The sequence below is a fragment of the Kitasatospora sp. NPDC088264 genome (assembly GCF_040685715.1).
Classification (GTDB): Bacteria; Actinomycetota; Actinomycetes; order Streptomycetales; family Streptomycetaceae; genus Kitasatospora.
Map to the genome: position 1 here is coordinate 36,304 of NZ_JBFBIR010000018.1, position 21,613 is coordinate 57,916.

The following is a 21,613-nucleotide window of genomic DNA, read 5'->3' on the forward strand; positions in this document are numbered from 1 at the left end:
TGGCTAGCGTGCAGGCAGGCGGTTCCCGGATCCGAAGACTTGCCGGGGCCAGCCGCTGGCCACCGGCCGTCAGCCGCCGGCCGGACCGGGCGGTTCCCGCCGTCTCGGCGAACCCGTCAACCCCGTGCCTCCGAAGGATGATCATGAGTCTGTCGCCGACCCGCCCGCCCACGCCCGAAGGCCGCGGTTCCGTCTCCCAGGTGCCGAACCTCCCGGCCGGCTTCGCCGACACCTTCACCAGCCGCTACGTCGACACCGGCGAACTGCGCCTGCACGCCGTCACCGGCGGCGAAGGGCCTGCGCTGCTGCTGGTCGCCGGCTGGCCCCAGACGTGGTACGCCTGGCGCCTCCTGATGCCGGCGCTGGCACAGGACTTCCGGGTCGTCGCGGTCGACCCGCGCGGCGTCGGACTGTCCGACAAACCCCCGGGCGGGTACGACACCGGCACGCTCGCCCGCGACCTGGTGGCGCTGATGGACGCGCTCGGGCACCGGCGGTTCGCCCTGGTCGGCCACGACGTCGGGATGTGGACCGGTTACGCCCTGGCTGCGGACCATCCTGACCGGCTCGACCGCCTGGCCGTCGCCGAGGCCGCGATCCCGGGGTTGTCGCCCTCGCTGCCTCTCCTCGGCAGCCGGGAGGCCAACGACCGCCTCTGGCACTTCGCCTTCAACCGCCTCACCGACGTCAACGAACAGTTGGTCAGCGGACGCGAACACCTCTACTTCGGCCACCAGTTCGCCACGAAGTCCGCGAAGGCACTGCCCGACTACGCCGTCCAGCACTACGTCGACACCCTCGCCGCCGAGCCGGAAGCCCTGCGAGCCGGCTTCGAGTTCTACCGCGCACTCGACACGACCATCGCCCAGAACCAGGAGCGCAGGACTCGACGGCTGACCCTGCCCGTCCTGGCGATCGGAGGAGCGGAGAACCTGGGCGCCTCCGTCAGCGAGACGATGGAGCTCGCCGCCGACGACGTGCAGGGCCTCGTCCTCCCCGACTGCGGCCACTACCCGGCCGAGGAGGCCCCGCAGGCGATGCTGACCGCCCTGACCGCGTTCCTGGCCCCGTACCGGGACGGGGCGGGCGCCCAGGGCGCCCCCACGGCACGCGTCGGCCCCACCACCCCCACCGGTGAGGTCGACGCCGCGTACACGGCCATGACGATCGATGCCCGGCCCGTCTCGAACGCCCGTCGGCAGGCGTCGGATGCTGACCGCTGTGACCACTGACCGCTCTCTTCCGACTGACCCCGTGCTTGCGGGGGAGGAGCTTCTTTCCGGCCCGCGGCGGAGCGGTGATGCCCTTTGCCGTTTCTTGACCAGGGCCCGCGGTGCCGGATAGTGAACTGCGGTGATCTGTTGAACTGTCAGGAAACGGCGGCGCGGTGTTCCAATGCGCCAGGGCTGCGCGTGGGCGCACGGCTGTTCGGGGCGGCCGGTGAAGGCGAATGCGTCCCCGGCAGCGGCGCAGTCCCGATGCCGCTGTCCGTGCGTCACGCTCTCTTGAGATGGCGGGATTCGGGGCCGGGTCGCCGGGGATATCCGGGAGGTTCTCGGAAATCAGGGGCTCAGCGAAACGGACATTGTGCTTCATGACACGCGGGTCGTGTCGGCATCAGGCCTGATCATCTGGAATGCTGTTCCAGTCCGCCGTCACCGGCTTTGATCGGCGGGCATCCGCAGTACCGGGCAAGCGGCCCGGGAAGCCCACGGAGAGAACGGAACATCATGAAGCCATCTGTACTTGTCGTGTCCACTGACCCTCAGGGATCGGCCGTCGTCTGGGCGGAGCGGGTGGGGGACAACCTGCCCTTCGATTTCATGGCGGCGCACGACCAGGCCGATCAGCTGCTCCACCTCAAGAAGACCGGTGCCAAGGTCCACGTCATCGCCAACCAGAAGGGCGGCGTCGGCAAGACCACGACCACGGTGAACCTCGCGGCGTGCACCTTCGACGTCCTCGGCGAGAAGGACGAGTACGAGCACATCTTCATCGACACGCCGGGCACCCTGGCCGACGAGGAGATCCTGCGCAGTGCTCTGGAGATAGCGGATGACGTCCTGGTCCCGATGATCACCGAGCCGTTGTGCTTCGACCCGACGGCGCGGACGATCCAGAAGGTCATCGAGCCGATGGACATCCCCTTCCGGGTCGTCATCAACAACTGGGACCCCCGGGACGGCCGCGCCGACCTGGAGGACACCGAGGCGTACATCGCCGCGAAGGGGTGGCCGCGGGCCAAGACGGTCCTGAGGCGTTACAAGATCCACTCCCGGGCGGTGGCCGAGGGAACGGTCGTCACCCAGTACAAGGAGAGCGGCACCGCCTACCGGGCCCGCGAGGACTTCTTCCGGCTGTCCCTCGAACTCGGGTACGGGGGTCGCTGATGGCCGGCCGTCGTGTTTCCTTCGCCTCGATGGCGGCCGACCCGGTCGTCGACGCCCCCGGGGTGGTCAGCAACCAGGAGACCCCGGCCCGGTGGGTCCCCACGGGGCCGGACTCTCCGGCCCGGTGGGTCCCCACCGCCAACTGCCTCCCCAACCCGCGCAACCCGCGCGATGACCTGGGCGACCTGTCGGACCTGGCGAGCATCAAGGACCGCCAGCTGCAGAGCTGCCTCGCCGTCACCCCGGACGCGTACCTCCGGCTCTGGCCGGAGGACGAGGGCCTGCTCGGTGCGGGCCCTCAGGACGTGGTGATCGTCAACGGCAACCGGCGCCGGGCCGCTGCCGCGCTGTACGGGCGCGAGCAACTGCTCGTCGTCGTCGACGACTCGGTGGCGGACTCCAAGGCGACCCTGCTGCGCGCGGCGCTCGACGAGAACATGGCGCGCAAGGACTTCGACCCGATCGAGGAGGCCAACGCGGTCCTGCTCATCGTGGCGCAGTACGCCACCGCCAAGGAGGCCGCCGAGTCGGAGGGCTGGTCCCAGAGCTGGATCTCGCACCGCAAGAACCTGCTGAAGCTCCACCCCGAGCTACAGCGGCAGGTGCGGGCCAAGGCGCGGGGCGAGGAGGGCATCTCCATCAACGTCGCCCGCCGTCTGGGATCGGTCAAGGGCATCGAGGCGATGGCCCTGGCCGAGCAGACGGAGCAGCTGGAGCAGCTGCTCCAGGCCGACGCCGACGCCGTCGCGGCCAAGCGGGCGGCGAAGCTGGGGGCCCGAGCGGCGGCGGTTCAGGCCTCCGCTGACGGGGTGACTCCTCAGGCCGCGCCGCAGCGACCCGTCGCATCCGCGAGTGGGCCTGCGGAGAGCGCGACCACGGCTGCGTCCACGGCTGCGTCCACGGCCACCGTCACGCCGTCGCCGGTGGAACCGTCGCCGGTGGATCCGTCGCCGGTGGAACCGTCGGCTTCGGCTACCCGGTCGAAGCCCGCCAGTGCCGGCACGGGGGAGAGCACCGAGTCCGCTCCGAGCACCGAGCCCGCTCCGAGTGCGGAGTCCGCTCCGAGCGCCGAGCGATTTTCCGCGGAAAATTCCGAGCCTCTTCCGATGCCGGAACAGCGAGCCGAGGCCTCCCCGGCCGAGCAGCCGTCGGCCACGCCGTCCGCGGAGCTCGGCGATGTCGACTGGCATGACGTCGAGGAACTCGCCGACGCCATCTGCCGCACCCTCTCGGCCGACGAGGCCTACCGCCTCGCCGACGCCCTGGCCAACCGTCTGCTGACGACCAACAGCTGACGCGACCTCCGGTGCCCGCCCCGTCGTTCGCACGGGGCGGGCACCGGATCGGCATCCCTCGCCGGTGCGTGCGGGAGGGAGACGTGGACCTCCCCGGCCGTCCGAACGGCGTCGCTCATAGTCCGGCTTCGTACGTCCCGGGCGGCACAGGCGTCCCGTCGTACGGGAGATAGCACCTCATGCGGTACGACAGCAGGTGCTGTACGAGGTCGCTCGCCAGGAACGGCTTCGCCCACTCCCACTGGGTGCCACCGCGGCAGGCGGTGCAGGCGGCGTCCCGGTGGCTGCGGCACACCGTGCCGCGGGCAACGTGCTGGGTGCGCATCTTGAGTCGACCGGACAGCCAGATCTCCGTATGGGCCCTCGCCTTCTGCGGCTTGCAGCGCATCAGAACGCAAACCTCTTCGACGCTGAGCACCCGCAGGGCGACGCCCAGGCGGGCGTGCCGGCTGACCTGTGAGGTCGCCAGACCGGGCAGGAGTTGCTCGGTCAGGCTCGGCTCGAGCCGCTTGATGAGTTGGTAGCTCGCTCTCTTGCTGTCATCTCCCTGGGGGAGATCGTGGATCAGCCAGATGAGCGGGCTGTACACCACGCTGGTCGCTTTCCGGTTCGCCCGCAGGAGGCGCGCGGCGTCCTTGAAGTCCTGGCAGGACTTCTCGTCCTCAAGGTGCTCCAGGAGGTTGCGACGTGCCTCGGCGTACGTTCCGAACGGACGGTATCCGTAGTCGACGACCTTGATCTTCGTCTCGGGAGTCGTCACCAGCTTCGCTGCTATCCAGGCCCACTCCGTCAGCATGGGACCGACCATAACCCACGACGGTGCTCCCGGAGGAGGCCTCGTCGCGGACTCGGGTGGTGACGGAGAATGGTTTCGGCCGCCCGAAAGTTCGCATGGGGAAGGCGATTTGACGATGTGTCGGCTGGTGCGTTCCGCCGTGGCGTGCGGTCAGGTCTGTTCGTTCCCGGTCCACGCGCGGAGTTTCCGGGTCGCGGACGGCCCAGATGCGGCTGACGCGGCCGCCGCTGGTCTCGAACACGGCCACGGTCACGGTGACGTCCACCGAGCTTCGAGGGCCCCGAGCCGTACCGTCAGCGATCCGTCCGCGGGCTCGGGCCAGGGCACCGCAGTGTCGGTGGTGTCTGATACGAAGGCCCTGTGACGGAGGACGAGATCATCAAGCGGCTCATCGAGCAGAATGCCGGAGGGCGTCCTTCGCCTGCGCTTCCGGAGGCTGTGTCCGGGCTCGAAGCAGTTGTGGGGCACCCCATGCCGCCTTTGCTCAGACGGATCTATCTCGAGGTCGCCGATGGCGGGTTCAGCCGCTGGGGCGGTGCCCTGTCCCTCACCGAGTACCGTGACGAACCGCCCGTACTGCAGGCGTACCTCGGGTGGCGCGAAGGCTATGGCGCGGACTGTCCGACACCGGTGGTACCGCTACTGCCCTGGGGCTGCGCTAACTGGTCGCTCCCGGCATGGCTGTATGGCTATTGCCTGAGGTGAATGATTGCTCGGGAGCAATGGTTCACCCTGAAATCGGCAGATCGGGTGGCGGCTCGTCACACACGGTTTCTTGGGGGATTCTTGACCAGGAAATCGAAGCAGGCGGCTGCCGATTTGGACAATCCGGAAAAATCATCAAATTTTCACATTTAGCGCACTCGATGCTTGTGCATTGCGGAGGTGAGGATGACGATGGAGCGAGGGGGACTTCGAAAGAAGGTTGCTCATGTCATTCCTCGGACAGTTCCAGTCCTTCGGTCGGTTCCGTGACGACTGGGGCGGCGGTGGTCGCGGTGGCGACTACGGCGACTTCGGTGACGACCGTGGCGGCTACGACGACTTCCGTGACGACTTCGGCGGCGACCGTGGCGGCTACGGCGGCTACGGAGGCGACCGCGGCGGCTACGGAGGCGGCTACGGAGGCCGGTGGTAAGGATCGCTTCCCTGTGAGAGCGGGCCGGGCACGTGTGCCCGGCTTTGCCGTGTCGGCCGGGAGCGACCCCACGCGGGCCCGCGCCGGCCGTGCGTGTGGAGACCTTCCATTCCCGGAGCAGGGCCTCTTTGATCGGGAGTTCCTCTCAATCCGGAAGTGATCTGGGCTCGGGGACGAGCGAGAAGACCGTGAGATGACGAGGAAACACAGCCTTCGGTCGGCTCTGCGACGCTTGCTCACGGTCGCCGAGACCTCCGATGTGGTCGCCGCGGCACCGCCGGTCCCGCTCATGGCGATCTTCCGGCGCTTCTGGCCCTACACCAAGGGTGGCCGCCGGTGGCTGGTGGTGCTGCTGGCCCTGGTCGCGGTGGGCCCGGCGATCGAGGCGATGGAGATCTGGCTGTTCAAGATCGTCATCGACGACATGCTCATTCCGCACCGGCTGAACCTGTTCCTGCCGATCGCCCTCGCCTATGCGGGGCTGACCCTGCTCTCCGGAGTACTGGGCTTCGCCCGCCGGGTGATCTCCACCTGGGTCAGCGAACGCTTCCTGCTCATCCTGCGGTCGGACGTGTTCCGGCACATCCAGGGCCTGTCGCTGGGCTTCTTCGAGCGCCGGCGGCTCGGCGACGTGCTGTCCCGGGTGACCGGCGACGTGGACGCGGTCGAGACCTTCCTGCTCTCCGGCATCGTCAACGCGCTCGGCCAGGTGGCGCGGCTCGGCATCTACGTCGGCCTGCTGCTGGTGCTGCGCTGGGACCTGACCCTGGTCGCGCTGGTCGCCGCGCCGCTGTTCTTCCTCACCGCCCGCCGCTTCGCGAAGCTGATCCGGGCGGCCTCGCGCGAACGCCGCCGGCGCAGCGGCTCGATCAGCGCGGTCGCCGAGGAGTCGCTCGGCAACATCGCGCTCGTCCAGGCGTACAACCGCCAGGACTGGGAGCACGCCCGATTCCAGCGCGAGAGCATCGGCCGGTACCACGCGGCGATGGCCTCGACCAGGATCGGAGCGCTCTACGGGCCGACGGTCGACTTCGTCGAACTGCTCGGCGGCCTGGTGGTGATGGGCCTCGGGGCCTGGGAACTCGTGCACGGCCGGCTCACCTTCGGTGGCCTCATCGTCTTCCTCACCCTGCTGAGCAGGCTCTACGGCCCGATCCAGAGCATGTCCGGGCTCGGCAACACCTTCTACGCGGCCTCCGCCGCCGCCGAGCGGATCATCGAACTGCTCGACCAGCGTCCACAGGTGACCGATCCCGCCACCCCCCGGCCGCTCGGCCGCGCCCGGGGCGGGATCGAGTTCGACGACGTCACCTTCCGTTACCCGGACGTGGAGGCGCCCGCACTGTCGGAGGTGTCCTTCGAGGTGGCGCCGGGGGAGACGCTGGCCCTGGTCGGCGCCAGCGGCGCGGGCAAGTCCACCGTCGCCAAGCTGCTGTTGCGCTTCTACGACCCGGACGACGGCGCGGTGCGGCTCGACGGCCTCGACCTGCGCGACCTCGCCCTCACCGACCTGCGCGAGAACGTCGCGGTGGTGCTCCAGGAGACCCTGGTCTTCCACGGCACCGTCCGGGAGAACATCGCCTACGGGCGCCCCGAGGCGAGTGAGGCCGAGATCCTGGCGGCGGCCCGGGCGGCGGACGCCCACGAGTTCATCACCCGGCTCCCGGACGGCTACGACACCCTGGTCGGCCAGCGCGGCCGGCTGCTCTCCGGCGGCCAGCGTCAGCGCCTCGCGATCGCCCGCGCGATGGTCCGGGACGCCCCCGTCCTCATCCTCGACGAGCCCACCACGGCCCTGGACGCGGAGTCGAGCCAACGGATCATGGGCCCGTTGCGCCTGCTCATGGCCGATCGCACGACGATCATCATTTCGCACAATCTGCTGACCGTCCGCGACGCCGACCAGATCGTCCTGCTCGACCAGGGCCGGATCGTCGCCCACGGCACCCACACCGAGCTCCTCCTCCGCAGCTCCGCCTACGCCGGCCTGCACCGGTTGCACCACCCGCCGGGCGAGTCCGTGGAGGCCGTCCCCTGAGGCGTGCCCGGGCGTACCGATCTCGGCCACGGCCCTGCGGGCCTGTTGGTAGATTCCTCGCGTGAGCGAGCAACTGCCCGGCGGTGGGATCGAGCTGTCGGCCGACGAGGTCGCGGCCCTCGACGACAGGTGGTCGTCGTGCTGGAGGCCGGACGAGGTCGCGCGGCGGTTGGCGGGGGTCGGCACGCCGTGGTGTGTGGCCGCGGGATGGGCGCTGGACCTCTTCCGGGGCGGGCAGGCGCGTGCGCACGGGGACATCGAGATCGCGATTCCGGCCGCGAGCCTTCCCGAGGTCCGCAGTCGCTTCCCCGGGTACGTCTTCGACGCGGCGGGCAGCGGCCGGATCTGGGAGGACGCCGCACCGGGGGTGCTGGCCGCCACCCATCAGACCTGGCTGCGCGATCCGGCCACCGGTGACTACCTGCTCGATGTGTTCCGCGAACCGCACGACGGCGACGTCTGGATCTGCCGGCGCGATGAGAGGATCCGCTTTCCCTACGGCGACATCATCCGCCACACGGCAGGCGGCATCCCGTACCTGGCGCCCGAGCTGGTCCTGCTGTTCAAGGCCAAGCACCTCCGCCGGAAGGACCAGGCGGACTTCGACACGACCGTTCCGCTGATGACCCCGGCCCAGCGCGGGACCCTGGCCGAACTGCTCGCCTGCGTACACCCGGGGCATCCCTGGCTCGCGGACCTGTAGCCCCCGCGCAGTCGTTGGCGCGAGGGCTTTCCGGGTCTGCGGGGAACGTCAGCGGACGACGTCGAAGACCTGCTTCTGCAGACCGTTGGGGTAGACCTCGTGCTCGACGAGCGTCAGCTTCTGGGTGTCCTTGTCCGTGGTGCTGAACAGGCGCTTGCCCGCGCCGAGCAGGAGCGGGAAGACGAGCAGGTGGTAGCGGTCGACCAGACCGGCGTCGGAGAGGGCCTGGTTCAGGGTCGCACTGCCGTGCACGATGATCGGGCCGCCCTCGGTCCGCTTCAGCGCGGCAACCTCGTCGAGTGAGCGCAGGATCGTGGTCTCGCCCCAGTTCGACACCAGGTCGTCCTCGGTGAGGGTGCTGGAGACGACGTACTTCGGCATCACCTTGTAGTCGGCGAAGTCCGCCATGTCGGGCCACACCTGGCTGAACGCCTCGTAGCTGACCCGCCCCAGCAGCATCGCGGTGGCCTCCTGCTGCTCCCGCCCCTTGATCTCGAAGGCCTCGGGAAGGAACTCGATGTCCTTGAAGGTCCAGCCGGAGTTCCGGTAGCCGGGCTCCCCGCCCGGGCCTTCCACAACGCCGTCGAGCGAGATGAAGGCGGTGCTGATCAGGGTACGCATCTCTGGTTCCTCGGTGTCTCGGATCTGGATTCTTCCGGGCTCGCCGACCTGGTCGGCATCGGACGCCCTGCTGTCGGCCGCCGATGTGATCAAGGTAGCCGTGCCGGCCGGACGAGGCCGCCAGCCGGGGCCGCTGTGCGTTGCCGTCAGCCCCTGGGGAATTCGCCGCCGTCCACGACGAGGTTGCTCCCCGTCAGCCAGCTCGCCCGGCCGGACAGGAGGAACAGGACCGCGTGGGCGATGTCGTCGGGTCGGCCGTCGCGTCCCAGCGGGGGAGTCGTGGTGTCCTGGCCCGGCCCCGCGTCCAGGCGTGCCCACTGCTCGCGCGTCGCTTCGCCGCCGGGGGTGGCGGTTCGGCCGGGAGACACGGTGTTGACCCGGATCCCGTGCGGGGCCAGCTCGGCGGCCAGCCCCCGGCTGTAGGCCTCCAGCGCCGCCTTCGCGGCCACGTAGTGCAGGAACGGCGGTGCCACGGTGGGGACGGCGGCCGAGGAGACGTGCACGATCGCCCCCGAACGCCGTTCCCGCATCCCCGGTGCCAGCAGCGCGTCCAGCCGCACCGACGCCAGGAAGTTCAGGTCCAGCGCGTTCTGCCACTCCTCGTCGGGGATGGCCAGGGCGCCGTGGTGCGGCTGCGCCCCGCCCACGTTGTGGACCAGGATGTCCACCCCGCCGAGCACCTCCTGCGCGGCCGTGGCGAGCGCCTCCGCGCCGGCCCGCGTTCGCACGTCGGCCGCCACGAAGGCGGCCTCCTCCGGGACGGTGCCCGTCGCCGACCTGGCGGTCGTGAGCACCTTGGCGCCCGCGTCCAGGAGTTGGCGCACGATGGCTGCTCCGATTCCGCGAGAACCACCCGTGACCAGGGCCCGCTTGCCTGCGAGTTCCTGCGTGCCTGGTCCGTTTTGGGTCGTGGTCATTTCCTTGGTCCTCTCGATCGCGTGTTCGTCCGGGTGTTCGTCCGGGTGTTCGTCCGCTCGACGGAATGGGAATCGACCAGGCGCGCAGGGTGCGAATTCCTCAGGGAGCGCGAATACTTCAGGGAAATCGTGGTGGGTGCCTCGTCGAGCTGTTTCACGGTACGGCCGGAAAAGAGCGAGAGGCAAAGACGAAGTGTCAGCAGACGCTATAGGGAAGGCCTATGGCGTGCCGGTTCCGTCGTGCGCCGCCGCCGGCCGCTGACCTGCGGCCTCGACGTCCTCAGCGACCACTCGTACGCCTCTGGCTGATGTTTCGTCAGATTCGGTGCACAGGACGAGAGTTGGGGAAGCGTGAGGCGGAGGGCGCAACGGCGGTACGTTCGTCAACTTTTACTTTCCCCCGCCCGCCCCCGCATAGTGACGGCCCGAACCCGAGAGGAGGCCCGTCGTGCCGTACAGCGATGACCGTGCCGAGTGCCAGGTGCAGGCGGAAAACGTGCAGGTGGGGGCCGTGTGCGCCGAGTACGACCGGCGCCTGGAGCAGACGCGCGTCGAACTGGCCCGTACCCTCGCCGCGCCCGCCGACGGCGCCGGGGCCGTGTACGAGCGGGACGTGGCGGCCGCGCGGTGGGCCGGGGAAGTACGCCGCCTGGAAGGCGCCGGCCACGGGCTGGTGTTCGGCCGTCTCGACACCGCCGACGGCACCACGCTGCGGATCGGGCGCCTGGGCCTGCACACCGAGGCGGACGAACTGCCGCTGCTGGTGGACTGGCGGGCCGAGGCCGCCAGGCCCTTCTACGAGGCCACGCCCGTCCACCCGATGGGCCTGCGACGCCGGCGCCACCTGCGTCTGGACGGCCGCACCGTCGCCGCCGTCAGCGACGAACTGCTGGACGGCTCCGACCCCACCCGTGAGGACGTGATCGGCGACGGCCCGCTGCTGGAGGCACTGTCGGCCCGGCGCACCGGACGCATGGGCGCCGCGGTCGCCACCCTCCAGGCCGAGCAGGACGCGATCGTCCGCTCCCGCCACCGGGGGGTGACGGTCGTACAGGGCGGCCCCGGCACCGGCAAGACGGTGGTGGCCCTGCACCGCGCCGCCTACGTGCTGTACGCCTTCCCGCGCGCCGCCGAACGCGGTGTCCTCGTCCTGGGCCCCAACACCCGCTTCCTGGACTACATCTGTCAGGTGCTGCCCTCGCTCGGCGAGAACGACGTCGCCCTGGCGACCTGCGCCGACCTCGCCCCCGCCACCCCCGGCCCGGCGGCGCCCGAGGAGCCGCAGACCGCCCGCCTCAAGGGCGACCCCGCCCTCGCCGACGCCCTGGCCGCCGTGGTCCGCGCCCACCAGGCCCCGGCGGAGGACGGCCTGGCCATACGGGTCGGCCAGGAGGAGGTGCACCTGCCGCAGTCCGACCTCGCCGCCGCCGCCCGCGCAGCCACTGCCGACGGCCTCGCCCACAACCGGGCCCGCGACCTGTTCAAGGACCTGCTGGCCGACGCCCTCACCCGCGCCCTCGAACGCGACACCGCCGACACCCTCGACCAGCTCGACGCCGAGGTCGCCCAGCTCACCGGCCTCAACCTCGACCGCGTCGCCGCCGCCGATCTGCGCCGGCTCGGTCTCGACGGCTCACGTGCCCACGACGCCGCGGGTACCGGCGACGCCCCGGGTATCGGCGGCACCGTGGGTACCGGCGACACCGCGGGTACCGACGGCACCTTCGATGCCGAGGCCGTCCGCGCGGCCCTGCTGGACGACCCGCACCTCGACCGCGTCCTCGACACCCACTGGCCCGCCCTCACCCCGCACGACGCCGTCCGCGCCCTGCTCACCGACCCCGCCGCCCTCACCGCCCACCTGCCCCACCTCTCCGACGACCAGCGCGCCCGCCTGCTGCGCGCCCCCGACGCCCCGTGGACCGACGCCGACCTGCCGCTGCTGGACGAGGCCGCCGCCCTGCTCGACGGCCCCCCGCAGCGCAGTTGGGGCCACGTCGTCGTCGACGAGGCCCAGGAACTCACCGCGATGCAGTGGCGCGCCGTGCTGCGCCGCTGCCCCACCCGATCGATGACCGTCGTCGGCGACTTCGCCCAGGCCGGCCCCGCCGCCCAGGCCCGCGACTGGCACGAGGCCCTCCACCCGCACACCGGGAGCCGCTTCGACCTGCACACCCTGACCGTCAGCTACCGCACCACGCAGGAGATCCTCGCCGCCACCACCGACCTGCTCGCCCGCATCGCCCCCGGCCAGGCCCGCGCCCGCGCCATCCGCCACGGCGAACCCCCGCGCACCCTCACCGCCCCGGCCCACGGCCTCGCCGCCGCCGTCCTGGCCGAACTGCGCGCCCAGACGGCCGCCCACCCGGGCGACCTCCTCGCCGTGGTCTGCGCGGACGCCCGCCTGCCGGAGCTGGAGGCCGCCGGCCTGCCCGGACACGTCCGCCTCGTCCCCGCCTCCGAGGCGCGCGGCCTGGAGTTCGACGCCGTCCTCGTCGTCGACCCCGACCAGATCACCGCCGCCCGCCCGGCCGGCGAACGCGACCTGTACGTCGCCCTCACCCGTGCCACCCGCCGCCTGTGCGTGATCAGGACCGCGCGGTAGGCCGGGCGGCGCCGGGCCCGGCCCGGTAGACGGCGAGGTGCCGGCCGGGGGCGCGGTGTACCCGGGCACCATCGCCTACCCCGCTCCGGCGCAAGCCTCCGCCTCCGCCAGGTACCGCGCCACCGGGCCCAGCGTCAGCATTCCACTGGCGGCGCCGGCATGCTCCGCACGGGCACCGCGCAGGGAAGCCCCGGCGCGTGCGGCGATACCGGGCTCGCCGAGGCGAACGGCGGCGCGGGCGGTCAGGCACCACATGGCCTCCTGCATGTGGTCGCGCGCCGGCTCGGGCACCGCGGCGAGCGCGGTACGGGCCTCCTCGACCCGGTCCTGGGCGAGCAGCACGAGGGGGCGCGCCCAAGCCCGGTACGGGCCCCAGTCGAGGTGCGGGTCGGTGGGCGCGGGCCGGTCGTGCAGCAGGCGCAGTCCGAGGAGGGCGAGCGCGAACAGGCCGCGGTGCAGCCCCGGCATTCCGGCCCACTGGAGGGCGTTCTCGGCGGCCCGGCAGTGCGCTGCGGCCGTGGCGGCGGTCGGCCCGCCGGGTTCGGTGCTGCGGGCGGCCGTGGCCCGGGCCCGGAACCACCCGGTGAGGACGGGGACGAGGGGCGCCTCGGTGGTGGCGGCGAGTCGGTTGGCAGCTTCGGCGTGCGAGGCCGCGGCGTCGAGGTCTCCGAGGGCCGAGGCGGACTGGAGGCGGACGAGTCGGCCGAGTACGCCGAAGTTCGGCAGCTCGTGCCGGGCGGCCAGGTCGAGGATCTCGGCGCCGATCCCGTCCCGTACCGCCGCGAGCCCGGGGCGGGTGAAGGACTGCAGGAACACCCCGTTGAGGGCGAAGACCAGCAGGGCGGGATCGGCCAGGCCCCGCGCCAGCGCCTCCGCCTGTTGTGCCGCCTGCTGGGCGCGGCCCAACTCGGCCGCGGACAGGTGGGCGCTGCGGCTCTCGACGGCGACCGTGGCCAGGAGGCGGGCCGACAAGTCGGCGGGGCCGTCGGGGCCGAGCGCGGTGAGCGTGCGTTCGGCAGCCGCGACGACCGCGCGGGACTGCTCGGGGTCGTCGGCCCGGCTCCAGACGGCGGGCACGTCGTAGGCGCCGATGATCCGGGCGGTCAGGAAGAGGTCTCCCGTGCGTTCCGCGGCCTGAACGGCGGCGAGGCGGTCGCGTCGCGAGTGGACGAGCGCGTCGCCACCCGCCAGTGCGAGGGTGCGGGCCAGATCCACGGTGGTGCGCGGGCCGAGTCGGACGCCGGGGCCGCTCCACCCGGTACGGGCGCCTTCGAGGGGCGCGGCCCCGTTGAGGATGTCCGTCTCCAGACGCCGGAGTTCGGCGCCAGGGTCGAGTCCGAGTTGATCGACGAGCATCGCGCGGGCTCGGCGGAGGGTGGCCAGCGCGTCGGCCTGGCGGCCCGCGCGGTACAGCGCGCGGGCCAGCAGCCCCCAGGCCGGCTCGCGCCACGGCTGTTCGGCGACGTGGGCGCCCAGTTCGGCGACGAGTCCGGCCCCTTCACCGGAGTCGAGGAGGAGGCGGGCGCGCAGTTCCACCCCCTCCAGCCGCAATTCCTCCAGCCGGGTCCGCTCGCGCTGCGCCCATGCGGCGCCGGTCACATCGGCGTACGCGGGTCCGCGCCAGTCCTTGAGCGCCGCGCTGAGGTCGGCCACCGTGTCAGGGTGGGCCACCGTGTCGAGACCGGGCATCGCGTCGGGGCCGGTCACCGTGTCAGGGCGACGCCGGGCTCGGGCCAGGGTGTCCTGGAACCGGTGGACGTCCACGTCCTCGCGCGGCAGGCGCAACGCGTAGCCGGGCCCTTCGGTGATGATGACGCGCGGCGGATCGCGCGGCGGCCGGTCGGGTTCGAGGGCACGGCGCAGCGCGGCGACGAACGTACGCAGAGCGCCCACGGCGCGGGCCGGTGGATCGGTCCACAGGTCGTCGACGAGGGTGTCGGTGGTGACCATCCGCCCCTCGGCGGCGACGAGCCGGGCGAGCACCTCACGATGGCGGGGGCCGCCCAGGTCGATCGGGCTGCCGTCGTCGGGGAGGGCCCGCACGGCACCGAGCACGTCGATTCGCATGCCCCCATCCTCCGTGTCGGGGGTCGGCTGCGCTTGACCGAACTGATCGGCTGCTGATCGGGCCGTAGCGACCGGTCTGTAGCGACCGGTCCGTAGTGACCGGCACGTACTGGCGGCCGGTACTGGCGGCCGGTACTGATCCGTTGCTGATCGCCGTCGCCCAGGCTGGTCCGGTCAGCCCCCGACCGACAAGGATGGCCCTTCATGACGCTCACCATTCCCGGCTTCGATCACGTCCGCCTGCCCGGCGCGGACGGGGTGGAGCTGGCTGCCGCCGTCGGCGGCAGCGGGAGCCCGGTCGTGCTGTTGCACGGTTTCCCCCAGACCCACCTGATGTGGCGGCACGTTGCCGAGCGGCTCGCCGACGAACACACGGTGATCTGCCCTGACCTGCGGGGCTACGGCGCCAGCGACAAGCCGGCGGCCACCGACCCCGAGGTGTACGCCAAGCGCACCATGGCCGCCGACGTCGTGAACTTGGCGGCCGCCCTCGGCCACGAGCGCTTCGCCCTCGTCGGCCACGACCGGGGCGCCCTAGTCGCCTTCCGGGCGGGGCTGGACCACCCTGAGACCGTCACGCACCTGGGCATCCTCGACGTCGTGCCGACCCTCGACATGTGGAACGTCCTGCACGGCGTCCCGGCGGCGGTCGGCTACCACCTCTTCCTGATGGCGCAGCCGCCGGGCCTGCCGGAGGCGATGATCGCCAACAGCGCGGACGCGTTCTTCGGCTCGTTCCTCGACTCCTGGGCCAATGACGCGACCGCCGTTCCCGAGGATGTCCGTGCCGAGTACCTGCGGGCGAGCGCGGCGGCGGTGACGTCGATCGTCGCGGACTACCGGGCCTCGGCGGGCATCGACGTCACGCACGACCGAGCGGACCTGGACGCGGGGTCGCAGCTGGCCATGCCCGTGACGGTCGTCCAGCAGGACTGGGGCGCGCAGCTGGGCTACGACGCGGCCGCGGTGTGGAAGGCGTGGGCGCCGGACCTCGACCACCGGCTGACCCGAGCGGGGCACTTCATGGCCGAGGAGGCGCCCGACGAGATCGCGGAGGCGATCCGGGAGCTGCTGGCGCGTTGAACCTCCCGTTCCCCGGCTCGCCGATTGGCCGACTGACTGACCGACTGACTGACCGACCGACCGGGCCACGGTCGGTCGGCGAGTTGGGTTTTCGGTGGTCGGGTTCCTCTTCCGGCGCCGGGTACTGCCCGGGTCGGTGTCAGTTGTGGGTGCCGTCCGCCGGTTGGTCGTCGGCGAGCTCGGCGGCGTAGCGGGCGGCGGCCTCCGCCAGCATGCGGGTCATCCGGTCCGGTTTGTCGCCGAGGCGGGCGGCGACGGCGCGGCGGGCGTCTTCGAGGTTGCCGCCGAGGTTGCCCCCGAGGCCGCCGCCGAGCAGTTCGCGGATGATCACCAGGGAGTCGTCCGGGGCCATGTACCGCCGGGACATCCGTTGCTGGACCTCGTCCATGCCCTCGCGCGCCAGCACCTCCCGCAGTTCCTCGATCAGCGGGGCCAGCCACTGGGCGCGCAGTGCGTACTCGCCGTGGTCGGCGAAGGTCGCGTGGAGCCCGGCGAGCAGCTGCGCAGGGTACTCCTCCAGGGGTCCGGCGAACTGCGGGTAGTCCTTGGCGAATTCGTCCCAGTCGACGTAGAGTCCGGCGATCTGCTCCGGGAGGAGCGGGCAGCGCGACCAGGTCTCGTCGGACTGGGTGAAGACCTGCCGCAGCAGGTCGTAGGGCACCTCGTCGGTGCGCGAGAGCAGGATCGCGTCGTAGAGGTCCTTGCCCTGGGGGTGGTTGTCCGAGGCCAGCCAGAGGATCTTCCACGCGAGGGAGAGCTGTGGCGTGGCGGCGAACAACCGGCCCGTGACGCCGGGGAGCTGGTAGGACTCCGGTGGGACGGGCAGGTGTTCGGTGAAGACGAAGTCCAACTGGACGGTCCCACCCGGGACGCCGGGTGCCGACCACGGCAGGACGAGCCGACGCCCGGGAATCCTGCTGTACGTCCAGATCTCGTCGCTGACCGCCTGGTCCGCGTGCAGCCGCACCGCGCCCGAGAGCCGTTCTGCGTCGGCGGCGAGCTCCTCGAACATGCGGTCCGTGCGCTCGTCCTCCAGCTGCCAGTCCGTCGGGCGGACCACGAAGTCAAGGTCTCCCGGCTCCCGCGCCTGCTCGCCGTACCAGGCCCGCAGCAGGACGCTCCCGCGCAGGACCAGGTGCTCGGCCCACTGCGAGCCGGCGACGGCGGACAGCACGGTGTTGAGCGCCTCGCGCCGCGCGGCGAGCCACGGTTGGGCGAGCTGAGGGTCGGTGAAGGCGGGTTCACTGGGCCGCAGGGCCCGGGTGTACCCGGCGAGGGCGGGGTCGAAGACCGGCTGCTGGCTCACCGCCTCGTCGTCGATCGGCCGGACGCTCCTGGGCAGGCCCCGGTCCTCGCGGACGTCCTCCGGCGGTGGCTGCCGGGGAAGCAGGACGCCCTGCCACGGCCCGTATGTCAGTTCCTCCCAGGCCACTGGTGACTGGGGCTGGTCCTCGGTCATCGCGGGTCTCCCTCTCCGTACGGTCCGGCACGGTGCTCGTGCTCGTGCCTCTGTTCGTGTTCGCGTTCGTGCTTCTGCTCGTGCTCGCTGATCCATCCCTCGTCCAGGGCCTCGGCGCTGTCCACGGCGACGAACTCGCGCTCCACCGACACCATCTCGCGACCGCCGGCGGCAAGGCCGCGGAGCAGCGCCTCCAGCCGACGGCCCGCGGTGCTCAGGCCGACCAGGCGGCACCGCTGGGTCACGAACCACTCGCGCCGGCCGTCGTCGCGTATCCGGCGCGGGTTGTGCGACAGGTGCGCACCGTGGCGGACGGCCAACTCGGCGAGGTCCGCGAGGCGGGCGGGGTCGGCGAGGCCGGCCGTGGGAAGCGGGCCCGGAAGCAGCAGCTTGACGTGGTGCTCGAAGTACCGGCGCGCCCCGTGCGGCACGGCGTCCTCGTCCGAGACCGGAACGCCCTCCGCCCACGGCGTGGCCTCGATCTTCGTCCGCAGGACCGTGAACCCGGCCCGAACCAGCCGGCCCGTGGTGCGGGACGTCGCCGCAGCGACCTCGTCCAACGAGCCGTTGGCGCGCAGGGTGAGCATCGGCTGCGATGGCGCCGCACCGCGCGCCAGCAGGATGTGGGTGAACTTCAGGCCATGACCGTCGGCCCACCCGGCCAGCGCCTCGGTGGCGCCGGGCTCCACGGTCAGGTGCACCTCGAAGTCACCCCGGAGGTCGGGAGGACCGGACCGGTCGTCGCGGTGTTGGTCAGGACGGATGGCGAGCATGGGAGCATCCTGCCAAGCCCCTATGACAACGCCTCGTGCGCCCGGGTGCGCAGCGAGCTGATCCCTCCGTGCGAGCCCCGTGACCTTCTGCTCTTGGCGCTCGAAGCGGAACTGGCCAGCGGAACTGGCCTTCGGTGGTTGACGCTGGTCAGCGGCGTTCTCGGCCCTCATGCGCCGTGGATGTGCCCTCGTCGTCTCCGCATCGGTCTCCAGCGCCGTCCGCTGAGGCCGGGGCCGCCGCTGTGTCGGCGGGTCAGCCGGTGGGGGGTGAGTTGTCGGTGCTGCGGTCGTCGAGGACGATGTGCGGCTGGTGCAGGCGGTCGTTGCCGGCCTGTTCGTCGGCGGGGCGGGTGCTGTTGATGACGGCGGCGATGCGCTCGTAGCTGGTGACGGCGAGGGCCCACGTTCCGATGCTGGTGCCGTTGCCGTTGCCGACTCCGCTGTAGGCGGTTTCCCGGAGGGCGTTGAGGAGGGCGATGGTGCTGGGGCCGGACAGGATCGTGTCCTCGTTGCCGTCGTTGACCGGCTTCGAGAAGTGGTCGCCGCCCTCGGCCTGGGCGGCCAGGAAGTCCCAGGTCTCGGGGTGGCAGGAGATCGCGACGGTCTTCACGGCTGCGGCCTTGAGGAGGGTGTTGACGTGGTTCTCCCAGACGAAGGGCTCCGGGATGAGACCGGACACGTCGTCGGCGCGGCCGCTCGGGAGGTCGTCGATGACGGCTTGGTCCGGCGCGACTGCTTCCGTGCCCTCCAGATCGACCTTCGTGTCGTGCTCCGTGGGGCCGGAGGGGCGGAACAGGTCTGCGAGTCGGGCGGCGACCTCGGCCGCGATCTGGCTGAGCTGGTCCTCGGCGAGGACGTGCGGGGCGGTCGGCGCGTCGTCGGCAGGGGTGGTCTCGGACACGGTTGTCTCCTCGCTGTCGGATTCCGCGGCCTCGCCGGCCACGGAGGGGGTGGCCGGCTCTGCGGCCCGCTGTGCGGCCTGCTCGGATGCCGGGGGCTCGGCGTCGGGAAGTTCGTTGACACCGGCGAAATTGCTGTTGCCGGCATCACTGCCGGGCAGGTGAGCGGCTTCGTCCGGGCCCTCGATCTCCGGAGCAACTTCCACCGACTGGCCCACGGCCTCGGGGGAGTCGACGGCGGGCCGGGGCGCCTCGGCGGGACCGCCGTCCAGGGGAGCGCGGCCACTGTTCTGCCGAGTGCTGAGTTCGTTGCGCAGGTTGCCCAACTGGCGGTGGAGGCTGCGGTTGTCCTGGTGGGCGCGGTTGGTTTCCTGCTGCCCTCTGGCGATCGCCTCGAAGAACTCGTCGCGGTGTTCGCTCAGGCCGGCCGCCAGCGTCGCGGTGAGTTCGGCTCGCAGGTTGTCGGTGTGGTTGCGGATCTCCTCCAGGCCGGCCTGAAGGGCCGTCCCGACTTCTGCGCGTAGCAGTTCGACCTGGTGGGTGGTGCCCCTCGCCATGTCCCCTCCTGATCTCGCGCACCCGTAGGGGTGGCGGCGGGTACAGCGTGGCGGCAAGGGCCCGTCCGCGATGAGTGGATCGGTGGGACTGTCGAGAACGTGTCGATCACCGTCTGAAATCGGATCATCACGCAGATGTGTCACATTGTCGGTTGATAGACCGAATGGAGCGTCATGCTGGTGTTCGTCATGGTGTTCACTTGTTGTCGGAGTTCCGAAGGATGTCGGTGGTCCAGGCCGGCCTGATCGCGTGCCAGCTGTACCGGTAGCCGTTGGTGCCGTGGTGGGGCGTGGTGAGGATGTGGTGGAACTCGCACCATGCGGCGAACTCGCGCCAGGAGCATCCGGGAAGACCGCGCTGCTCGGGATGGCGGTTGTAGGCGGCTACGGCCCGACGGATGGTGTCCTCGGGCAGGGGGCCGGCGGTCATGGAGATGGTGACGATGATCTTGGCGAGGTCGTAGCCGAAGGGAGCGAGGGTGAGGGAGTCGAAGTCGACGACGGCGACCGTGGTGTCGGTGATGAGGAAGTTGCGCGGGTTGGCGTCCTTGTAGAAGGCGGCGGGCATGGTGGCGGCCTGCTCCAGCCAGTCGTCGATCGCGCCGGGGGTCAGGAGTGGGGACGGTACGGTGCCGGTGGCCAGCAGCCGGTGGAGGCGCTCGCGGCGGCTGTCGGCGAAGTCGTCGATCGTGACGTCGGCGGTCGTGACGTCGGCGGTCGTGACGGCGCCGCTGGTGTGGTCATGGCTGGTGTCGTCGGCGCTGGTGTCGTCGGTGCTGGTGTGGGGTGCGTTCAGGCGGGCGGCGTGCAGGTCGTGGGTGTGGGCGGTGGTGTGCTGGTGGCCGAGGAGGTCGGCCAGGGTCAGTAGGTCGTCGGGGGTGCCGTGGTGGCCGTCGAGGTGCTCGTAGTCGATCGCGGTGGGGTGGACGTGGACGACGTGGGGGATGCGTACGTCGGGGTTGGTGCGGGCGATCCAGCGGTGGTGGGCCAGGGAGCGCTGCTGGGTGTGGGGGTCCGCGAACGTCTTGGTGAAGGTCCTCAACATGTGTGTGGTGTTCCTCAAGCGCGGCTGCTCTCCCGAGATCGCGGCCACACCGGCCCCGCAGGACCGCGCTGTTACAAGGACGGTACCGGCGCGCGGTGAACGTTCACAGGTGGCGTATCAGGACGCCCTCTGCCCCGACAAGCGAGGGGCCCGTCTGGGGGCGGGGCGACGGTGTTTCGTCAACTGTCCGATTCGGCAGGGGCGTTGATGCCGGGCTTCCGCAGGAGGATGGTCAGTCCCGTAACCCGTTCCGTTCCGCTCCGTTCCGTTCCGTTCAGCTTCGTCCCGGCTCGGTGAAAGAGGACCTCCGTTGAGAACGAACACTCGTGGTATCGCTCTGGCCAGTCTGCTGGTCTGCCTGGTGGTCGCCCTGCTGGCGGCGGTGACGCCCCCGGCCCGCGCCGACGCCCCGGCCGGGCCGGCCGACGCCGCGTGTGCCGCGCAGGGCGCCCCGATATCGGAGGCCGCCGGCCGGGCCATCGCCGCCGCCTGCGGCCAGGTCGCCGCCGGTACCTGGTACACCTGGGGCGGCGGGCACGGCACCACCCCCGGCGCGACGTACGGCCAAGTCGACCCCAGCGACCCCGAGCGCTCCGGGAACGACCCCTTCCGGGTCGGTTTCGACTGCTCCGGCTTCGTCCGCTGGGCCTGGTCCCAGGCCGTCGGCAGCGACGTCGTCGGGCAGCAGGACGCCGCCGAGATCTCCCGCCTGCCCGGACAGCAACTCGGCCGCGACCAGGGTGTGCTGCGCCCCGGCGACCTGGTCTTCTGGGGCCTGTCCCACGTCCACCACGTGGCGATCTACCTCGGCGGCGGAAAGATCGTCGAGGCCCGCGAATCGGACACCCGCCTCATGGTCTCCGACTTCTCCAGCCACACGGCCGCCGACTACGCCGGCGCCCTGCGCTACACGCCGGACGTCCCCGCGGGCGCCGACCGCCGGACCTGGAACAGCGGGGTGAACATCCGCCCCACCCCGTCGACCGCCAACCCGCCCGTCGCCGTCCTGCCCGGCCCCACGACGGTCCGCATCCAGTGCCAGCAGCACGCCGAGAAGGTCGAGGCCGAGGGCTACGTCAACGACGCCTGGTCCTACCTGCCGGACTACCGCGGCTGGATCAGCAACATCTACGTCCAGGGCCCGGCCTGGCTCGACAACGTCCCCACCTGCACCACCTGACCCCGTCACACGCACCAGGACGGCGCAGGCGCGCGACGAGGCCGCCC

General features: G+C 71.4%; 17 protein-coding genes and 1 pseudogene. 10 read left to right on the plus strand and 8 right to left on the minus strand.

Features of this window, described 5'->3' with window-relative positions; translation table 11 throughout:
- Window positions 1-143 precede the first annotated feature (143 nt).
- The 3 genes and pseudogenes from AB0O82_RS16770 (at window position 144) to AB0O82_RS16780 (ending at window position 3,685) form a co-directional block, all read left to right on the plus strand.
- Window positions 144-1,232: an alpha/beta hydrolase gene (locus AB0O82_RS16770; protein ID WP_363584278.1), complete on the plus strand. Its 1,089-nt coding sequence runs from the start codon at window positions 144-146 to the stop codon at window positions 1,230-1,232.
- 645 nt (window positions 1,233-1,877) lie between these two features.
- Window positions 1,878-2,390 (plus strand): annotated as a pseudogene (locus AB0O82_RS16775) (ParA family protein); the annotation flags it as partial.
- Complete coding sequence (locus tag AB0O82_RS16780) at window positions 2,390-3,685, plus strand: ParB N-terminal domain-containing protein (RefSeq protein WP_363584279.1); 1,296 nt, start codon at window positions 2,390-2,392, stop codon at window positions 3,683-3,685. The pseudogene AB0O82_RS16775 and the gene AB0O82_RS16780, both read left to right, overlap by 1 nt.
- A gap of 115 nt (window positions 3,686-3,800) precedes the next feature.
- Here the strand turns inward: AB0O82_RS16780 and AB0O82_RS16785 are convergent, their stop codons facing one another.
- Complete coding sequence (locus AB0O82_RS16785) at window positions 3,801-4,481, minus strand: hypothetical protein (protein WP_363584281.1); 681 nt, start codon at window positions 4,479-4,481, stop codon at window positions 3,801-3,803.
- Window positions 4,482-4,841: 360 nt separating this feature from the next.
- Between AB0O82_RS16785 and AB0O82_RS16790 the strand changes: the two genes are divergently transcribed.
- The 4 genes from AB0O82_RS16790 to AB0O82_RS16805 all read left to right on the plus strand — a co-directional run bounded on the left by AB0O82_RS16790 (window position 4,842) and on the right by AB0O82_RS16805 (window position 8,360).
- Window positions 4,842-5,186, plus strand: coding sequence for a hypothetical protein (locus tag AB0O82_RS16790; protein WP_363584283.1), 345 nt, complete (start codon window positions 4,842-4,844; stop codon window positions 5,184-5,186).
- Between the two features lie 226 nt (window positions 5,187-5,412).
- Entirely contained in the window at window positions 5,413-5,619 is a 207-nt protein-coding gene (locus AB0O82_RS16795) for a hypothetical protein (protein WP_363584284.1), read from the plus strand.
- A gap of 289 nt (window positions 5,620-5,908) precedes the next feature.
- Window positions 5,909-7,657, plus strand: coding sequence for an ABC transporter ATP-binding protein (locus AB0O82_RS16800; protein WP_363584286.1), 1,749 nt, complete (start codon window positions 5,909-5,911; stop codon window positions 7,655-7,657).
- Between the two features lie 61 nt (window positions 7,658-7,718).
- Window positions 7,719-8,360, plus strand: coding sequence for a hypothetical protein (locus AB0O82_RS16805; RefSeq protein ID WP_363584288.1), 642 nt, complete (start codon window positions 7,719-7,721; stop codon window positions 8,358-8,360).
- A 48-nt stretch (window positions 8,361-8,408) separates the two neighbouring features.
- Here AB0O82_RS16805 and AB0O82_RS16810 read toward each other — a convergent pair whose 3' ends face one another.
- Together AB0O82_RS16810 and AB0O82_RS16815 are read right to left on the minus strand one after the other, a co-directional pair.
- Window positions 8,409-8,981 carry a dihydrofolate reductase family protein gene (locus AB0O82_RS16810; protein WP_363584290.1) on the minus strand — a complete coding sequence of 191 codons (573 nt, stop codon included), beginning with the start codon at window positions 8,979-8,981 and terminating at the stop codon, window positions 8,409-8,411.
- 146 nt (window positions 8,982-9,127) lie between these two features.
- Window positions 9,128-9,898 carry an oxidoreductase gene (locus AB0O82_RS16815; protein WP_363584292.1) on the minus strand — a complete coding sequence of 257 codons (771 nt, stop codon included), beginning with the start codon at window positions 9,896-9,898 and terminating at the stop codon, window positions 9,128-9,130.
- Between the two features lie 448 nt (window positions 9,899-10,346).
- Between AB0O82_RS16815 and AB0O82_RS16820 the strand changes: the two genes are divergently transcribed.
- A complete protein-coding gene (locus AB0O82_RS16820) occupies window positions 10,347-12,503 on the plus strand; it encodes an ATP-binding domain-containing protein (RefSeq protein WP_363584294.1) in 2,157 nt (718 codons plus the stop codon).
- A gap of 75 nt (window positions 12,504-12,578) precedes the next feature.
- Here the strand turns inward: AB0O82_RS16820 and AB0O82_RS16825 are convergent, their stop codons facing one another.
- The gene (locus AB0O82_RS16825) at window positions 12,579-14,570 is read right to left on the minus strand and encodes an AfsR/SARP family transcriptional regulator (protein WP_363584296.1); all 1,992 of its coding nucleotides are present in this window, start codon (window positions 14,568-14,570) and stop codon (window positions 12,579-12,581) included.
- A 204-nt stretch (window positions 14,571-14,774) separates the two neighbouring features.
- On the opposite strand from AB0O82_RS16825, the gene AB0O82_RS16830 reads away from it, so the two are divergent.
- Window positions 14,775-15,653 carry an alpha/beta hydrolase gene (locus AB0O82_RS16830; RefSeq protein WP_363584298.1) on the plus strand — a complete coding sequence of 293 codons (879 nt, stop codon included), beginning with the start codon at window positions 14,775-14,777 and terminating at the stop codon, window positions 15,651-15,653.
- 139 nt (window positions 15,654-15,792) lie between these two features.
- Here AB0O82_RS16830 and AB0O82_RS16835 read toward each other — a convergent pair whose 3' ends face one another.
- From AB0O82_RS16835 to AB0O82_RS16850, 4 genes are all read right to left on the minus strand, one after another.
- The gene (locus tag AB0O82_RS16835) at window positions 15,793-17,112 is read right to left on the minus strand and encodes a nucleotidyl transferase AbiEii/AbiGii toxin family protein (protein ID WP_363584300.1); all 1,320 of its coding nucleotides are present in this window, start codon (window positions 17,110-17,112) and stop codon (window positions 15,793-15,795) included.
- On the minus strand, window positions 17,109-17,885 hold the full coding sequence (locus tag AB0O82_RS16840; RefSeq protein WP_363584302.1) for a hypothetical protein: 777 nt from the start codon (window positions 17,883-17,885) through the stop codon (window positions 17,109-17,111). The genes AB0O82_RS16835 and AB0O82_RS16840 overlap by 4 nt, the downstream gene beginning before the upstream one ends.
- Before the next feature lie 253 nt (window positions 17,886-18,138).
- Window positions 18,139-19,341: a hypothetical protein gene (locus tag AB0O82_RS16845; protein ID WP_363584304.1), complete on the minus strand. Its 1,203-nt coding sequence runs from the start codon at window positions 19,339-19,341 to the stop codon at window positions 18,139-18,141.
- Between the two features lie 196 nt (window positions 19,342-19,537).
- Window positions 19,538-20,386, minus strand: coding sequence for a phosphotransferase (locus tag AB0O82_RS16850; RefSeq protein ID WP_363584306.1), 849 nt, complete (start codon window positions 20,384-20,386; stop codon window positions 19,538-19,540).
- A gap of 310 nt (window positions 20,387-20,696) precedes the next feature.
- On the opposite strand from AB0O82_RS16850, the gene AB0O82_RS16855 reads away from it, so the two are divergent.
- Window positions 20,697-21,566: an NlpC/P60 family protein gene (locus AB0O82_RS16855; RefSeq protein ID WP_363584308.1), complete on the plus strand. Its 870-nt coding sequence runs from the start codon at window positions 20,697-20,699 to the stop codon at window positions 21,564-21,566.
- Window positions 21,567-21,613 lie beyond the last annotated feature (47 nt).